Annotated in this window: 17 protein-coding genes; 10 read left to right on the top strand and 7 right to left on the bottom strand. The window is 71.4% G+C overall.

Annotation, left to right across the window (positions count from 1 at the left end; translation table 11 throughout):
* Positions 1-49 precede the first annotated feature (49 nt).
* The 8 genes from ACZ7OH_RS02365 (at position 50) to ACZ7OH_RS02330 (ending at position 7,131) form a co-directional block, all read left to right on the top strand.
* Positions 50-430, top strand: coding sequence for a cupin domain-containing protein (locus ACZ7OH_RS02365; RefSeq protein WP_400893989.1), 381 nt, complete (start codon positions 50-52; stop codon positions 428-430).
* A 10-nt stretch (positions 431-440) separates the two neighbouring features.
* A complete protein-coding gene (locus ACZ7OH_RS02360) occupies positions 441-1,016 on the top strand; it encodes a GNAT family N-acetyltransferase (RefSeq protein ID WP_470279218.1) in 576 nt (191 codons plus the stop codon).
* 32 nt (positions 1,017-1,048) lie between these two features.
* Positions 1,049-1,552 (top strand): winged helix-turn-helix transcriptional regulator, encoded by a 504-nt coding sequence (locus ACZ7OH_RS02355; RefSeq protein WP_470279217.1) that lies wholly within the window; start codon positions 1,049-1,051, stop codon positions 1,550-1,552.
* A gap of 69 nt (positions 1,553-1,621) precedes the next feature.
* On the top strand, positions 1,622-2,113 hold the full coding sequence (locus ACZ7OH_RS02350) for an SRPBCC family protein (protein ID WP_470279216.1): 492 nt from the start codon (positions 1,622-1,624) through the stop codon (positions 2,111-2,113).
* Positions 2,110-3,135 (top strand): LLM class flavin-dependent oxidoreductase, encoded by a 1,026-nt coding sequence (locus ACZ7OH_RS02345; RefSeq protein WP_470279215.1) that lies wholly within the window; start codon positions 2,110-2,112, stop codon positions 3,133-3,135. The genes ACZ7OH_RS02350 and ACZ7OH_RS02345 overlap by 4 nt, the downstream gene beginning before the upstream one ends.
* Complete coding sequence (locus ACZ7OH_RS02340) at positions 3,132-5,447, top strand: molybdopterin-dependent oxidoreductase (protein WP_470279214.1); 2,316 nt, start codon at positions 3,132-3,134, stop codon at positions 5,445-5,447. The genes ACZ7OH_RS02345 and ACZ7OH_RS02340 overlap by 4 nt, the downstream gene beginning before the upstream one ends.
* Before the next feature lie 44 nt (positions 5,448-5,491).
* Positions 5,492-6,037, top strand: coding sequence for a dihydrofolate reductase family protein (locus ACZ7OH_RS02335; protein ID WP_470279213.1), 546 nt, complete (start codon positions 5,492-5,494; stop codon positions 6,035-6,037).
* Positions 6,034-7,131: an epoxide hydrolase family protein gene (locus tag ACZ7OH_RS02330; RefSeq protein WP_470279212.1), complete on the top strand. Its 1,098-nt coding sequence runs from the start codon at positions 6,034-6,036 to the stop codon at positions 7,129-7,131. The genes ACZ7OH_RS02335 and ACZ7OH_RS02330 overlap by 4 nt, the downstream gene beginning before the upstream one ends.
* A 2-nt stretch (positions 7,132-7,133) precedes the next feature.
* Here the strand turns inward: ACZ7OH_RS02330 and ACZ7OH_RS02325 are convergent, their stop codons facing one another.
* The 3 genes from ACZ7OH_RS02325 to ACZ7OH_RS02315 are packed head-to-tail and all read right to left on the bottom strand — an operon-like array spanning position 7,134 to position 10,373.
* Complete coding sequence (locus ACZ7OH_RS02325) at positions 7,134-8,084, bottom strand: hypothetical protein (RefSeq protein ID WP_470279211.1); 951 nt, start codon at positions 8,082-8,084, stop codon at positions 7,134-7,136.
* A gap of 12 nt (positions 8,085-8,096) precedes the next feature.
* A complete protein-coding gene (locus ACZ7OH_RS02320) occupies positions 8,097-8,825 on the bottom strand; it encodes a hypothetical protein (protein WP_470279210.1) in 729 nt (242 codons plus the stop codon).
* Between the two features lie 24 nt (positions 8,826-8,849).
* The gene (locus ACZ7OH_RS02315) at positions 8,850-10,373 is read right to left on the bottom strand and encodes an AMP-binding protein (RefSeq protein ID WP_470279209.1); all 1,524 of its coding nucleotides are present in this window, start codon (positions 10,371-10,373) and stop codon (positions 8,850-8,852) included.
* Between the two features lie 61 nt (positions 10,374-10,434).
* On the opposite strand from ACZ7OH_RS02315, the gene ACZ7OH_RS02310 reads away from it, so the two are divergent.
* The gene (locus ACZ7OH_RS02310) at positions 10,435-11,271 is read left to right on the top strand and encodes a hypothetical protein (RefSeq protein WP_470279208.1); all 837 of its coding nucleotides are present in this window, start codon (positions 10,435-10,437) and stop codon (positions 11,269-11,271) included.
* 81 nt (positions 11,272-11,352) lie between these two features.
* Here ACZ7OH_RS02310 and ACZ7OH_RS02305 read toward each other — a convergent pair whose 3' ends face one another.
* The 4 genes from ACZ7OH_RS02305 to ACZ7OH_RS02290 all read right to left on the bottom strand — a co-directional run bounded on the left by ACZ7OH_RS02305 (position 11,353) and on the right by ACZ7OH_RS02290 (position 14,938).
* Positions 11,353-12,204, bottom strand: a complete 852-nt coding sequence (locus ACZ7OH_RS02305; protein ID WP_470279207.1) for a TIGR03620 family F420-dependent LLM class oxidoreductase — start codon at positions 12,202-12,204, stop codon at positions 11,353-11,355.
* 28 nt (positions 12,205-12,232) lie between these two features.
* Positions 12,233-12,922, bottom strand: coding sequence for a TetR/AcrR family transcriptional regulator (locus ACZ7OH_RS02300; protein WP_470279206.1), 690 nt, complete (start codon positions 12,920-12,922; stop codon positions 12,233-12,235).
* A gap of 28 nt (positions 12,923-12,950) precedes the next feature.
* Entirely contained in the window at positions 12,951-13,880 is a 930-nt protein-coding gene (locus tag ACZ7OH_RS02295) for a phosphotransferase enzyme family protein (RefSeq protein WP_470279205.1), read from the bottom strand.
* A 149-nt stretch (positions 13,881-14,029) separates the two neighbouring features.
* Positions 14,030-14,938, bottom strand: a complete 909-nt coding sequence (locus tag ACZ7OH_RS02290) for a hypothetical protein (protein ID WP_470279204.1) — start codon at positions 14,936-14,938, stop codon at positions 14,030-14,032.
* A 212-nt stretch (positions 14,939-15,150) separates the two neighbouring features.
* Between ACZ7OH_RS02290 and ACZ7OH_RS02285 the strand changes: the two genes are divergently transcribed.
* Positions 15,151-15,450, top strand: coding sequence for a YciI family protein (locus ACZ7OH_RS02285; protein WP_470279573.1), 300 nt, complete (start codon positions 15,151-15,153; stop codon positions 15,448-15,450).
* Positions 15,451-15,458 lie beyond the last annotated feature (8 nt).

Genomic DNA, 15,458 nt, shown 5'->3' with positions numbered 1-15,458 from the left:
CGATTCCTAGCACTCGCGCCGGCGGAGCGCCAGGCCGAGCATGGGACGCATGAACCCGATCGACCTGAACGAAGTCCTGGCGACCTTCGACGCCGCCTGGAGCCCGCGGATCGTCACCCGCGTCAACGACTACGACATCCGGCTCGCCCGGTTCGACGGTGAGCACGTCTGGCACGTCCACCAGGACACCGACGAGTTCTTCCTGGTCCTCGACGGCGAGATCGAGATCGGCGTGCGCGACCCGGACGAGCGCGTCGTCACCCTCGCGCGCGGCCAGGTCTTCGTGGTGCCGAAGGGGACGTTCCACAAGCCGTCGTCGAAGACGGGCGCGAGCGTGCTGCTGGTCGAGCCGGCCGGGACGCTCTCGGTCGGCGACGCGCACGACGAAGTGCCCGAGTACGTCGACGTCACCACGGGGCACCTGGTCTAACGTCGGCGAGATGCTGACTGTCGTACCGGTCGACGAAGCGTCCTGGGCGGACCTGGAGGCGATCTTCGGTGACCGCGGGGACCCGGCCCGCTGCCGGTGCCAGTACTTCAAGCAGACGCCCGCGCAGTGGCGGGCGGGCACCCCGCCGGAGCGTGCCGAGCGGTTCCGGCGACAGACCGCGGACCACGCCACCGGGCTCGTCGCCTACCTCGACGGCGAGCCCGCCGGCTGGTGCGCGGTCGAACCGCGCACGGCCTACCCGCACCTGCTCGGCAGCCGCGTCGTCTGGTCCGGGCGTGACGAGGACCCGGCGGACGACAGCGTCTGGGCGGTGACGTGCTTCGTCACCCGCAAGGGCTTTCGCCGGCGCGGGGTGAGCGCCGCGCTGGCGAAGGCGGCCCCGGGCTTCGCGCGCGAGCGTGGGGCCCGCGCGGTCGAGGGGTACCCGATGCTGGTCGCACCCGGGCAGCAGGTCGCCTGGCCCGCCGAACTGTTCGTCGGCACGGCCGGGATCTTCGCCGACGCCGGCTTCGTCGAGGTCAGCCATCCAACAGCTCGGCGCGTCGTCATGCGGCTGACCTGCTGAGTCCTTCTCGGCAACGGGGTACGCTCGGCCGCATGAAACGGACCTCGTTCGCGAAGTGGCCGTGCTCGATCGCACGCACCATGGACCTGCTCGGCGACTGGTGGACCCCGCTCGTGCTGCGGGACGCCTTCTACGGCGTCCGCCGGTTCGACGAGTTCCAGCAGGCGCTCGGCATCGCGCGCAACACCCTCGCCGACCGGCTCAAGCGGCTGGTTGAGGAGGGGCTGCTGGAGAAGGTCGCCTACCAGAGCGAGCCGGTGCGCTACGACTACGTCCTCACCGAGAAGGGCCGCGACTTCTACCCCGTGCTGCTCGCCATGACGCGCTGGGGCGACAAGTGGCTCGCCGCCGAAGCGGGGCCGCCGATCACCGTGCACCACCTCGCCTGCGGGCACGACACGCACGCCGAAATCGTCTGCGCGGAGTGCCGGGAGCCGATGACACCGGACGACACTCGGATGCGCCGCGGTCCCGGCTTCCCGCCGCGGCTGGCGCAGCGCCCGGACGTCGAAGCCCGCTTCGCGCGGCAGGAGTGACGTTGACAGGGTAGGTCTATCTACGCAACTATCGTGGTCACCGGATAGATGAGGGGAGTGGCGACCACGATGGAGTGGACAGGCGCGCGGTACGCGGACAAGCCGACGGCCGAGGTCTCGACCTGGATCGACGCCGTCCCCGAGGACGTCTGGCCGGTCGTTTCGGACATCTCGCTGATGCCGTCGCTGAGCGCGGAACTGCAGTCCGTCGAATGGTGCGAGCAGGGCCGGACGTTCGTCGGCCGGAGCAAGCACGACGCGTTCGGCGAGTGGGAGACGACCTCCTACGTCGTCGAATGCGAGGCCCCGCGCGTGTTCTCCTGGGCCGTCGCGGACCCGGACCGCCCGAGCGCGGTCTGGAAGTTCACCCTCGAGCCCGACAACGGCGGCACGCGCCTGAGCCAGTGGATGCAGATGGGTCCGGGCCGGTCCGGGCTGTCGTTCGCCATCGACCGGATGCCCGAGAAGGAACAGAAGATCGTCTTCGTGCGGCTGCGCGAGTTCGAAGCCGCGATGATCGGCAACCTCGCGGCGATCAAGGAGCGGGTGGAAAACCCGTGAGGACCGCGACCACCGTCGAGTTCTCCAAGGACACCCGCACGACGCTGGACTTCGTGCTGGAGGCGGAAAAGCTCGGTCTCGACGTCTGCTGGGTCGCCGAAGCCTGGGGCGCGGACGCGCCGTCCGCGCTCGGCTACCTCGCCGCCCGCACCGACCGGATCCGGCTCGGCTCCGGGATCATCCAGCTCGGCACGCGCACGCCGGTCGCCATCGCGCAGGCCGCGCTGACGCTGGCCGACCTGTCCGGCGGCCGGTTCGCCCTGGGCCTGGGCCCGTCCGGGCCGCAGGTGATCGAGGGCCTGCACGGCGTCCCGTTCGCGAAACCGTTGACCCGCATGCGCGAGACGGTCGAGATCATCCGCCAGGCGTTCGCGGGGGAGAAGATTTCGTTCTCCAGCAAGGCGTTCGAAATCCCGCTGCCCGGGGACGCGCGGCCGATGCGGCTGTCCACCGCGCCGAACCCCGACATCCCGATCTACCTGGCGACTTTGTCGCCGAAGCTCCTGGAACTGACCGGCGAAGTCGCGGACGGCTGGCTCGGCACCAGCTTCGTCCCCGAGGGCGCCGACGCGTACTTCGGCCCCCTCGACGCGGGGCTCGCGAAGTCGGGTCGCACGCGGAAGGACATCGACGTCTGCCAGGGCGCCGAAGTCGCCTTCGCCGCCAACGAAGACGAGCTGCGCGTGCTGGTCGGCAGCCGCAAGAAGGAACTGGCCTTCAGCCTCGGCGGGATGGGCTCGGCCAACACGAACTTCTACAACGACGCCTACAGCCGCCAGGGCTGGGCGGACGTCGCCGCCGAGGTCCGCGAGCGCTGGCAGGCCGGCGACCGCGACGGCGCGACCGCGCTCGTCACCGACGAGATGGTCCTCGGCACCACGCTGATCGGCACCGAAGAAATGGTCCGGGAGCGGCTGCGCGTCTGGCGCGACACCGGGATCGACACGGTCCGGCTGTACCCGGCCGGCGAAACGCTCGACGCGCGTCTCACGACGCTCGGCCGCGCATTGGAGCTGATATGACCGGCGAGTGGCACCGCACCGCGTGCAGCCTCTGCTACCTGAACTGCGGGCTGGAGGTGCAGCTCGACGGCCGGAAGATCACCCGCGTCCGCGGCGACAAGGCGCACCCGCGCTCGGCCGGGTACCTGTGCCAGAAGGCGCAGCGCCTGACCTGGTACGGCGACCACGACGACCGGCTGACGACGCCGCTGCGCCGGCGTCCCGACGGCACCCACGAGCCCATCGACTGGGACACCGCGCTCACCGAGATCGCCGCGAAGCTGCGCGAAATCCGGGACGCCGACACCGAAGCCGGCCGGCCCGGCTCGTTCGCCTACGTCGGCGGCGGTGGCCAGGGCAACCACTCCGGCGGCGCGTATGGCGCGTCGCTGCTGAAGTGGATGAACTCGACGCGCCACTTCAACGCGCTGTCGCAGGAGAAGACCGGCGACTTCTGGGTCAACGGGCAGATGTACGGCTCGACGCTCGTGCACACCGCCGAGGACGTCGAGCACTGCGACCTGCTGCTCGTGCTCGGCTGCAACCCCTGGCAGGCCCACGGGTTCAGCAACGCCCGGCACGCGCTCAACACGATCAAGAACGACCCCGCGCGCAAGATGCTCGTGATCGACCCGCGGCGCACCGAGACGGCGGAGATCGCGGACCTGCACCTGCCGCTGCGCCCGGGCACCGACGCCTACCTGCTGGGCGCGATCCTGGCGCTGCTGCTCGAACGCGGCGGCGCGGATTCCGCGTTCCTCGCTTCCCGGACCGAAGGCTTCGACGAGGTCGCGGCGGTGCTGGCGAAGATCCCGGTGGACGAGTGGATCGCGCACGCCGAAGTGTCCCGTGTGGACGTCGACAAGGCCGTCGACCTGATCCTGGCGGCGCGCGCCATGACGGTGCGCGTCGAACTGGGCATCCAGCAGGGCCGGCACTCGACGCTCAACAGCTACCTCGAGAAACTGTTGTACCTGGTCACCGGGCACTTCGGCCGGCGGGGGACCAACAACCTGCACTCGTGGCTGCTGCCGCTGTGGGGTTCGGGCGGCGGCAAGCGCTCCGAGGTCACCGGGTTCGAGTACATCGGCGGCCTGCTGCCGGCGAACACGCTGGCCGAGGAGATCCTGACCGACCACCCGAACCGCGTCCGCGCGCTGTGGGTCGAGTCGTCGAACCCGGCCAACACCTTCGCGGGCACGCGCGACGTCGAACGCGCGATCCGCGAGACCGAGCTGTCGGTTGTCGTCGACATCGCGTACACGGAGACGGCCGCGCTGGCGGACTACGTGCTGCCGGCGGCGTCGCAGCACGAGAAGTGGGAGTTCACGCTCTTCACCTTCGAGTGGCCGACGAACTACTTCCAGCTGCGGCCGCCGCTGCTGGACCCGTTGCCGGGCACGCTGGTCGAAGCCGAGATCTACACGCGGCTGTTCGACGCGCTGGGCGTGCTGCCGCCGTCCGACGTCCTGGCTTCGCTGGCCGAGGGTCCGCGTCCGGAGCTGCAGGCCGGGCTCGGGGCGCTGGTCCAGGCGATGCCGGAGCGGTCCGCGATCCTGCCGGTGCTGCTGTACCGGACGCTGGGCGCGTCGCTGCCGGACGGCGCGGCGTCGATCGCGCCGCTGTGGGCGGGGTGCCACCGCGCGGCGAAGACGATGACCGTGCCGGTGCAGCGGGCCCTGGGCAGCTCCGCGACCGGTGTCGAGCTGGGGGAGGAGCTCTTCTCGCGGATCTTGGCCGGGCCGACGCCGTTCTCGGCGCACGAGCAGGACGAGGTGTGGAGCCTGATGCGCCGTGCGCGCGTCCGGCTGGCCGTGCCGGAACTGCTGGACTGGCTCTCGTCGCTCGACCCGGCTTCGGAGCGGCCCGACCCGGCGTTCCCGTATTCGCTGCTGAACGGGCAGCGCCGGGCGCACAATGCGAACCAGATCCTGCGCGACCCGCGCTGGCGCCGCACGGATCCGGATGGCGCGCTGCGGGCGCGTCCCGAAGAACTGGCGTCGATCGGCGCTTCGGCGGGTGACTGGGTGGCGGTCGTGACGCCGGCCGGCCGCGTGGTCGTCCGCGCCGAAGCCGACCCGGGACTGCGGCCGGGGCAGCTGGCGTTGCCGCACGGCTACGGCATGGCCCACCCGGACGCCGACGGCCGTCGCGTGGTCAGCGGCCCGCGGATCAACCTGCTGACCGACGCGCTCGACCGCGACCCGATCGCCGGAACGCCCCACCACAAGGACGTCCCGGCGCGGCTGGAGCCGGCGACGGAGGAGGAACGCGCCCGCGCGGAGGCCGACAGCGTGCGCGTTCGTGCGACTGTCGCGAGTGGACGGTCCTGACGTTTTCCCGGTTTATAGTGGGACCCCTCAACCGAAGGGTGCCCATGCGCAAGATCGTTTCGAACCTGTTCATCTCGCTCGACGGCGTGGTCGAGGCGCCCGACAAGTGGTCGCTCCGGTATTGGAGCGACGAAATCGGCCAGGCCGTCGGCGGCGGGATGGCCGCGGCCGACGCGATGCTGCTCGGGCGCGTCACCTACGAAGGGTTCGCCGAGGCGTGGCCCGGCCGGACCGTCGAGGACGACGAAGGCGCCGAGTTCATGAACAACGTGCGCAAGTACGTGCTTTCGGCCACGTTGTCCGAAGTGAGCTGGAAGAACTCGACGCTGCTGACCGGCGACCCGGCCTCGGCGGTCCGCGCGCTGAAGACCGAGCCCGGCGGCGACATCATGACCAGCGGCAGCACGACGGCGGTGCGCTGGCTGCTGTCCGAAGGCCTGGTCGACGAGCTGAACCTGCTGCTGTACCCGATCGTCGTGGGCCGCGGGAGGCGGCTGTTCCCCGAGGAGGGGCCGACGTTCCCGCTGGTGCTGAAGAAGTCGGCGACGTTCGCCAACGGCGTCGTGCAGCTGACGTACGTCCCGGCGTGAAGCCGTTCCGCGTCGAGGTTCCCGGGGCCGACCTCGAAGACCTGCGCGCGCGGTTGCGCCGGACGCGCTGGCCCGAGGCCGGCCCCGACGACTGGAGCCAGGGCACGCCGCTGGCGTACCTGCGTTCTCTGTGCGACTACTGGGCTTCCGGCTACGACTGGCGTGCGCTGGAGGCGCGGGTGAACCGGTTTCCGCAGTACCGCACGGAAATCGACGGCCTGGGCATCCACTTCCTGCACGTGCGTTCGGCCCGTGCCGAGGCGCTCCCGCTGATCCTCACGCACGGCTGGCCCGGGTCGTTCCTGGAGTTCCTCAAGGTGATCCCCCTTCTCGCGGGGGAGTTCCACCTGGTGATCCCGTCGCTTCCGGGGTACGGCTTCAGCGACAAACCGTCGACGCCGGGCTGGGGCATCGAGCGGATCGCTGCCGCCTGGGCCGAACTGATGGCCCGCCTGGGCTACTCGCGGTACGGCGCCCAGGGCGGCGACTGGGGGACGTCGATCACGACGTCGCTGGCCCAGCAGGACACGGCGCACCTGGCGGGCATCCACCTGAACCCGCCGATCGCGGCGCCGGATCCCGCGACGTTCGACGACCTGACTCCCGCTGAGCGGGACGCGCTGGCCGCGCTGGAGCACGCGCAGCGGTGGGAGGACGGGTACTCGGTGCTGCAGTCGACCCGTCCGCAGACCGTCGGCTACGGGCTGCTGGATTCGCCGGCGGGGTTGTGCGGCTGGCTGGTCGAGAAGTTCCACGCGTGGTCGGACGGCTTCCCGTTCACCCGCGACGAACTGCTGGACGACGTGACCCTGTACTGGCTCACCGGCACGGCGGCCTCGTCGGCGCGGTTGTACTGGGAGAGCATCCGGCAGGTGCAGAAGTGGTTCTCGGAGGCCACGGACGACACGGTCGACGTGCCGGTGGGCTGTTCGATCTTCCCGAAGGAGATGCCGCGGCCGTCGCGCCGGTGGGCGGCGAAGCGGTACCCGGACATCCGGCATTGGCACGAGCTGGACCGCGGCGGCCACTTCGCCGCTTACGAGCAGCCGGAGCTGTTCGCCGAGGACGTGCGGACGTTCTTCCGGCTGCTCTGAGCTCAGCCGATCGGGTGCTCCGGCGGCGCGAGGACCCGGTACTCGCAGGCGCGGTCGTGCGGGAAGTAGTAGTGGACCATCGTCCGGAACCCGGCCGCGGCGAGCACGTCCAGGGCGGCCCGCAGCAGGATTTCGCGCGCTTCGATCGAGTAGGCCAGCAGCTCGGTCCGGTTCTGAGCGAGGAGGTCGTCGTTGTACGCCTTCGCGTTCTGGAGCGGGCTGTGCCACTCGAGCGTGACGCCGTAGGGCGGCAGCGTGAGGTTCAGGGCGATGTGGACGCCGGGCGTGGGGTCGAACAGCCGCGTTTCGATGGTCGCGTCGATCCCCACGCGCGTCAGCTCCGCGTGGACCTTTCCGGCCAGATCGCTCCAGGCCGCGATCGCCTCCGGCGGCGCCAGGGTGACGATCTCGTCGGGATCCTCCAGCCCGTCGACGACGAGGGGATCCGTCACGAGCGGTTCGCCCGGCGCGTCGCGGCCTTCGGCGCGGATTCGCGCGACGAGCGCGGGTTTCCACTGCGGGGCGACGGTCATCCATTCCGGCGCGCCGGCGGGCCACGATGTGAACAGCAGAACGCACACGCGCCGGACGCGAAGGCCCAGTGACGGCCACAGTTCCCGCACCGACTCGAGGTCGAGCGCCGTGCGCAGGAACATGGCGATGACGGTGTGCCGGTCCGGGTCTCCGGCGTCGCCGAGCACGTCGTCGAGCACGGCCAGCACGCGGAGCCGTTCGGCGGTGCCGATGTCCGGGTCCGACGCGAACGCGCGGCCCAGCGACATGACCCGGATGCCCCGCGGCTGTTGGCGGTCGGGCGGAAGCTCTTCGCCGGCCGGGATGTCGGAAGCGCAGCGCTCGCGCCAGCTCCGCACCTGCTCGGCGTCGAACTCGGCCAGGTGCTCGCTCGCCGCCAGCAGCGCACCCCACCACGCCGGAACTCTGTTGGCCGTCAAGGATTCCACCACTCAGTCGAAGGGGATGGCCGGTGGGCCCAGGACGCGGCAGACGCGCGTCCGGCCGTACAAGAAGTCGTACCGCACCGCGGTGTGGAACCCGGCCGCGGCGAGCACGTCCAGCGCCGCCCGCGCGAAGAGGTCACGGAGGTCGTCCGCGTAGTCGCTCAAGTACTGGTCGCCGGTCCCGGCGAGGACCTGGTACCGCTCGGACTCGCTGTCGAAGGGGTTCCACTCCAGGAAGACACCGGCGGGTTCTTCGGCGCTCACCGACAGCACGACTCCCGTCGGCGCCGGGCGGGCGCCACGTGGGACCACCGTCGCGGGCACACCGCAGCGTTCCAGCTCGGCCCTGGCCAGCTCCGCGAGTTCGGGCCAGGAAGCGGGATCCGCGTCGGCGGCCGGCCGGTGCCCGGCGATCAGGTCCAGCTCCCGCCGCACCCGCTCACCCAGATCCGCCGGGCGCGGCTGTCCGGCGAGGGGCCACAGGAACGTCAGGGCGATCGCGCGGCGGTGCGGCTCGCTTTCGTCGCCGAGCAGGTCGTCCAGCACCGCCAAGACGCGGCCGCGCTCGGCCTCGCCGACCTCGGGATCGGTGGCGAAACCCCGGCCCAGCTCGCCGACCCGCAGGTAGTACTGCGCGTTGGGACCGAAGCCGTGTTCGTTCACATGGAGTGGCTCCACCGCGGCGAAGTGCGCGCTCACCGCCACCACCCGCTGCCACCAGCCGGGAACCCCCATGATCGGCAGCTTAGCGGCCCGGCGTCAGTTGACCTGCCGGGACTGGTCCTTCCAGAACGGCTCCCGCAGCTTGAACTTCTGGATCTTCCCGGTCGCCGTGCGGGGCAGCTCGTCGAGGAACTCCACCCGCTTCGGGCACTTGTACCCCGCCAGGTACTCCCGGCAGTGCTTGATCAGCTCTTCGGCGGTCACCTCCGAAGAGGTCACCACCAGAGCCGTCACCAGCTCGCCCCACTTCTCGTCCGGGATGCCGATCACCGCGGCCTCGCGGACCGCCGGGTGGGAGATCAGCGCGTCCTCCACCTCGATCGACGACACGTTTTCGCCGCCCGAGATGATGACGTCCTTCTTGCGGTCGGCGATCGTCAGGTAGCCGTCTTCGAAGGTTCCGCCGTCGCCCGTGTGGAACCAGTTGCCTTCCTGCACGCGCGCGGTCTCGGCCGGGTTCTCCCAGTAGCCGTCCAGGTTGTGGTTCGACTGGGCCAGCACCTCGCCGTCCGTGTCGACGGCGATCCGGACGCCCAGCGCCGGCGTGCCCGCGCGGCCGAGCAGGCGGGCCTGCTCGTGCGGGTCCAGGTCGGCCCACTCGCTGCGCATCCGGTTGACCGTCAGCAGCGGTGCCGTCTCGGTCAGGCCGTAGATCTGGATGAACTCCCAGCCCAGTTCCGCGCGCACCCGCTCGATCGTGCGCGTCGGCGGGGGTGCGCCGGCCACCACGATCCGGACGCGGTCGCGGCCCGGGATTTCGCCTTCCCAGGTCGCCGCGCCGTCCAGGGCCGCCGTGACCACTGCCGGTGCGGCGCACAGGATCGTCACACCGTGCTCTTCGATGCGGCGCAGGATCTCGGTGCCGTCGACCTTGCGCAGCACGATGTGCCGCCCGCCGAGGCCGGTCACCGCGTACGGCATGCCCCAGCCGTTGCAGTGGAACATCGGCAGCGTGTGCAGCAGGACGTCGTTGTCGCTCAACGTCGTGTGCAGGCCGAAGACGGCCGCGTTCAGCCAGAGGTTGCGCTGGGTGAGCTGGACGCCCTTCGGCCGCGCCGTCGTCCCGGACGTGTAGTTGATGGTCGCCGTCGCCGACTCGTCGCCGGCCCACGGGCGCGGTGTCCCGCCGCCACCCCAGATCGCCTCGTCGTCGCGGCCGAGGACGAAGACGTGCTTGGCCGTCACCGTGTCCAGCAGGTGCTCCAGCTCGGGGTCGACGATCAGCACCTCGGCGCCGGAATGCTCCACGATGTACTTGACTTCGGCGGGCGCGAGCCGGAAGTTCACCGGAACCAGGATGCGGCCCCAGCCGGACACGCCGAAGAACGACACGAGCAGCCGCGCGGCGTTGTGCGACACCATCGCGACGCGCCCGCCGACCGGCACGCCCAGCGCGTCGAGGTTGGCCGCCTGCGCGCGGGCCCGCCGCGCGACTTCGGCGTAGGTGAGCGAACCCCAGCTCGGCGCGGGCTGGTCCGGCTCGTCGACCACCGCGACGCGGTCCGGGTACACCGTTTCCGCGCGGTCGAGGAAGTCCCGGACACCCAGATCGAAGTACATGTCCCCGATGATGACCCTTCGCAGGTGCTCGCACCAGTCCGATGTGGTTCGCTGGAGCGCGATGGACTTCGACACGGTGGCCGGCGAGCTCTACGGGGGTGACCTCGCGGAGTTCGTCAACGCGCGCAACGCGGCGGCGAAAGCGGCGAAGGCCGAGGGGGACGCCGAGCTCGCGGCCAAGATCCGCGAGCTGCGGAAGCCGACCACGGCCGCGGCGATCGTCAACCGCCTGGCCCGGGAAGACGCCGCCGAGCTGCGCGAACTGGCCGAGCTCGGCGACGAGCTGCGCGACGCGCACACCCGCCTGGCCGGCGACGAGCTGCGGGCGCTGACCCGCCGCCGCGGCGAGCTGGTGCGGCGGATCGTCCACGGGCTGCCGTCGATGAGCGACACCGTGTCCCGCGAGGTCGAGGCGACGCTCGAGGCCGTGGCGGCCGACCCGGGCACGGCGGCGCTCGCCCTCGCCGGGCGCCTGACTTCGGTGGCGCACCAGGACACCGACCAGTGGTTCACCCTCGCCGCGTCGGCTCCGGCGTCGACCGGTAAGCGGTCCGCGAAACTGGTGGAAAAAGCCGAACCGGCGAAGCCCAAAAAGGACCACCGGCGCGAGGAAGCGGACCGCAAGGAGCGTGAACGCGCCCGCGCCGAACGCGAGCGGCTGCGCAAGGAAGCCGCCGAGCTGGCCAAGGAACGCGCGGTGGCCGAGCGCGACCTCGTCCGCACCGAACGCGCGGCCGAGCAGGCCACGGCCCGCGTCGAGGATCTGCGCACCCGCCTGGCCGAGGCCGAGGAACGCGCCGAGCGCGCGGCGGCGGAGTTCGAGCAGGCGGAGGAAACGTACGAGCGCGCCGACGCGGCCGCCGAGGAAGCGCGGAAGGCCGCCGACGCCGCGCGCTGATCCCGTGCTGCGCGTGGCGATGCGCGCATCGCCACGTTCCGCTGTCCCAGCCGGAAGCGGGTCCTCCGCGCGTCCGGCTGATCAGAGCAGCACTTCGGCCAGCCGGCGGTGGTTCTCCGCCTCCACCTCGGCCGACCGGCCGATCACCTGGACGGCCACGTGGTCGGCGCCCGCGTCCACATGGGACCGCAGCCGCTTCGCGACGTCCTCCGCCGTCCCGTGCAGCGCGAGGTCGTCGATCAGCCGGTCGCTGCCGCCGCCCGCGACGTCGGCGTCGGTGTACCCGTGGCGCAGCAGGTTGTTCACGTAGTTGCGCAGCCCGAGGTAGGGCTCGCGGATGAAGGCGCGGCCGACTTCGCGAGCCTCCTCGGCGTCGCCGAGGACGACCTTCTGCTCCGGCGCCAGGATCTTCCCCGCGCCGAGGACCGACCGGGCGTGCCGCGTGTGCGCGACCGGCACGAGATACGGGTGCGCGCCCGCCGTGCGGTCCCGGGCCAGCTCCAGCACCCGGTCGCCGAGCGCGGCGAGCACCCGGGCCTCGGCGGGCACCCCGGCCGCGTCGAGCCGGTCGAGGAAGCCGACGAGCGTCGCGTACGGGCTGTGGTAGCCGGTGACCGACTCGGGGTGGCCGACGCCGATCCCCAGCAGCAAGCGCTTTCCGTACCGGTCCGCGAGCCGATGGTACGACGCGGCCAGCGCCTCCGGCTCGTCGGCCCAGACGTTCACGATCGCCGTCGCCACGGTGATCCGCTCGGTCGAGGCCAGGATGTCCTCGACGAAGGCGAGGTCGCTGATCGAGGCGCGCCCGGTGCCGAGCCAGGCCGTGCCGTAGCCGAGCCGGTCCGCCGCGACGGCGTGTTGCTTGCGCGTCACGTCGTCGCGGTGCGGGGACAGGAAGACGCCGTAGGTGCCGAGGTTCGCTACACTTGTCATGCGACCTAATATAGCAAATGTAGCGCGGTCAGTTCGAGAGGCGGTGCAGCCACTCCCGCAACATCTGCCGTTCGGTCGGGGTCAAGGCGTCGACGTCGTCCGCGAGCCGGGTCGACAAAGCGACCGCGAGCGCGCCGACGGACGAGCCCCCGTCCGGCCGCTCGGCGAGCAGCCCGGCCAGCACCGACTCCCGGACCTGCGTCGACATCGCCAGGTCGCGGCTCCCCTCGGGCTGCGCGATCAGGCTGAGCGTGACCCCGCTGTTGGCCGCCGCGAACTGCCGCGCGGCCTCCGCCGCGTCGACGCGCAGCCGGCCGTCGCGCGCCAGCGGCGTGAACAGCTCCAGCAGCATCGCTTCGGCGCTGGAGGTGAGGTTGCACGGCACGCCGGGTTCGATCTGGCCGTAGAGCAGCACGTAGAACTGCGGGTTTTCCAGGCCGTACTCGACGTGCCGGTCCCAGCCCGCGCGGATCCGGTCGACCGGGTCGCCGCCCGGTGCCGGGGCCTGCACGTACTGCGTGAAGCCGTAGTTGACGACCGCGTCGAGCAGGCCCTGCTTGCTGCCGAAGTGGTGGTACAGCGTGGGGGCCTGGACGCCGGCGCGTTCGCAGATCGCCCGCGTCGACACCGCCCCGCCCTGCGCTTCGTGCAGGAGCTGCCCGGCCGCCAGCAGCAGGCGGTCGCGGGTGCTGGTGGCGTTGCTCGATCGTCCGGCCATGTAGCAATTGTAACGCCGGTCTGTAACGTCAGGCGCGCAACCGCAGCTGCACCCGGCGGAGGCCGACGAAGGCGTTCAGCACCGCCGGCTCGGTCGTGGCCGCGTCGGGCCGCACGGACCGGTAGCCGTCCAGCAGCGCCTCGCGCAGCTCGTCCCGCTGCGGCAGGTGCTTGAGCTCGTCGAGCGCGACGGCGAGGTCGTACGCGTAGTGCCCGTACCCGCAGTCGTCGAAGTCGATGGCCCGCACGCGCCCGCGGTGGAACAGGTAGTTCACCTGGCGCAGGTCGCCGTGCACCAGGCCGAAGACGTCGGCGCCGCACCCCAGCCCGGCCCGCACCGCGCGGACCCGCTCGACGGCGCCGCGGACGCGTTCGTCGTCGCCGGCCAGCGTCACCGCCCGGTCGAGGACCGCGTCGGAGAAGCCGTTCACCTGGGACCGGCCGAACTCGGTGAGGTCGTCGACGCGCCCGCGGTCTAGGCCGTTCATCCGGGCGCCGTGCAGGTGCAGCCGCGCGGTGAACTCGCCCACCGCGTACAGCTGCGGTGCGCTGAGCCGTTCGTCGACGAACCGGCCGTCGACCCAGTGGCAGAGCACGCACGTCCGCGGTTCCGGCACCGCCGGGTCGGCGACGACGGTGACCAGGTCCCGCGCCCGCGTCGGCACCGGCCGCGGCACGACGAGGTCGGTTTCCTTGCACAGCATGGAAAGCCACGCCATCTCCGCCCGCACCTGCGCGGCGCTCGGCCCGTCCTCGCGCTGCACCCGCAGCACGTACCGGTGGCCGTCGGCGCCGTCGACGCGGAACGTCGTGTTGAGCCCGCGGCCCAGTGGCGTCAGCCGGGCGACTGGCACGTCGTAGCCGGTCAACGCCGCTTCGGCGAGCCGGCGCAGGCGGCGGGTGCGGCCCGAGCGGTCCAGCTCGGCGAACGGCCGGTCGTTCGCCGTCGAGCCGGCCATGGCCCACGTGCTCAGCTGATCGACCGTTCCGGCTCGCGGGAGTGCGCGACGAGAGCCACGGAAAAGAACGACGGGCTGTGGGCCGCGTTCTGCTGGAAAAGGCCTCTGGTGGTCATGCCGTGCCGCACGCGTGGTCTCCGTCCGCCGCTTCACCGGCCCCTTGCCTTCCCGATGGGGATACGTGTGAACCGGACGGGCGGTTCAATGCCGGACAGCGCGTAAACGCCGGTGCCGGCCAGCAAGCCCAGGGACAGCAGGGACAACGCCAGGACCGGCAGGGGTGCGGTCAGCGGGTTGACGCCGGTGAAGGACTCGACGCCGATGACCGCCGTGAGCACGGCGTCGGCGGCGACCGCGATCTTCACGACCAGCAACCGGTGCGCCTCGGGCCAGCGCGTGAAGCGCAGGACCCACGCCAGTGCGGGGAGCACGAGGATCGCATGCATCGCGACCGCGTGCAGCGGCTTGAGCGACCCGGCGGTCGTGTACGCGGCTTGCGGGTCGCCGCCGCGCGCCGCGACGACGCCGCGGCCGATCATCACCGCGCCGGTGGCGAGCGCGACCAGCAGCACGCCCAGGCCGGCGCGGACGGCCAGGCGCAGGCTCGCCGCTTCCGGCCCGGGTTCGACCAGGGCCGCGGCCGTGAAGCCGATGACGACCACTACGAGCACGGCGCCGCCCGCGGCGAGCGTCATCGACACGGCGGCGTCGAACGGCGTCTCGAAGTCGAAGTGCGACGGCACCCCGCGCCAGGCCTGCATGCTGACCAGGACGACCTCGACGACGCTCGCGGCGGTGAACGCGCCGAGCAGGGCCGCGCGCAGCCGCGGGCGGACGGTCAGGAACGACGTCGCCCAGGCGACCGACGCGAGCGTCAGCCCGAACGACAGGCCGAACGTGACGGCCTTGCGCATCGACAGCGGACCCAGCCACGAGCCGCCGGAGGTGATGAGCACGATCGCGTGGACGACGCCGCTGACGAACAGCGCCGCGCCGACGGTGTAGGCGACCTTTTCGGCTCGTCGGCCGTCGTGCCAGATCCGGGTCACTGCGTTCATGGGACCGAGTGTCGCGCCCCGCGGGGCGGCACCGCGTCGGCCCGGTGGCGGTACCGCGGCGTACGACGACGGGCGTACGGCAATGCGGAAGAATGTCGAAAAGCGTTGGTAAAGGAATTATGCTGTTCTTGACTCGAATATGAGAAAAACGCGTGTTTCGCGACACTCGCCAGGCGGATGCGCCGCGGCCGGAAGAGTTCTACCATCGAATCATGTACATAGCCCTGCTGACCTACACGGCGCCCGAAACAGAAGTCGACTACGCGCTCCCGGACCATTCGGAATGGTTGCGCAAACAATTCACGAGAGGGGTCTTCCTCGTTTCCGGAAAGGGGAACGGCGCGGCCGACCACGTGATCCTCACCCGGTCCGTGCAGCGCGGCAAGCTCGACGCGGTGCTCGCCAGCGACCCCTTCGTCGTCCAGCGGCTCGCCCGCTACGAAGTCATCGAATTCACCGCCACGCGCACCGCGCAGGAGCTGCTGGCGATCAACGAGGCCATCGCCTCCTGAGGAGTTCC

The organism is Amycolatopsis sp. NPDC114478 (assembly GCF_055633805.1).
This window is presented reverse-complemented; position numbering and strand designations above follow the sequence as displayed.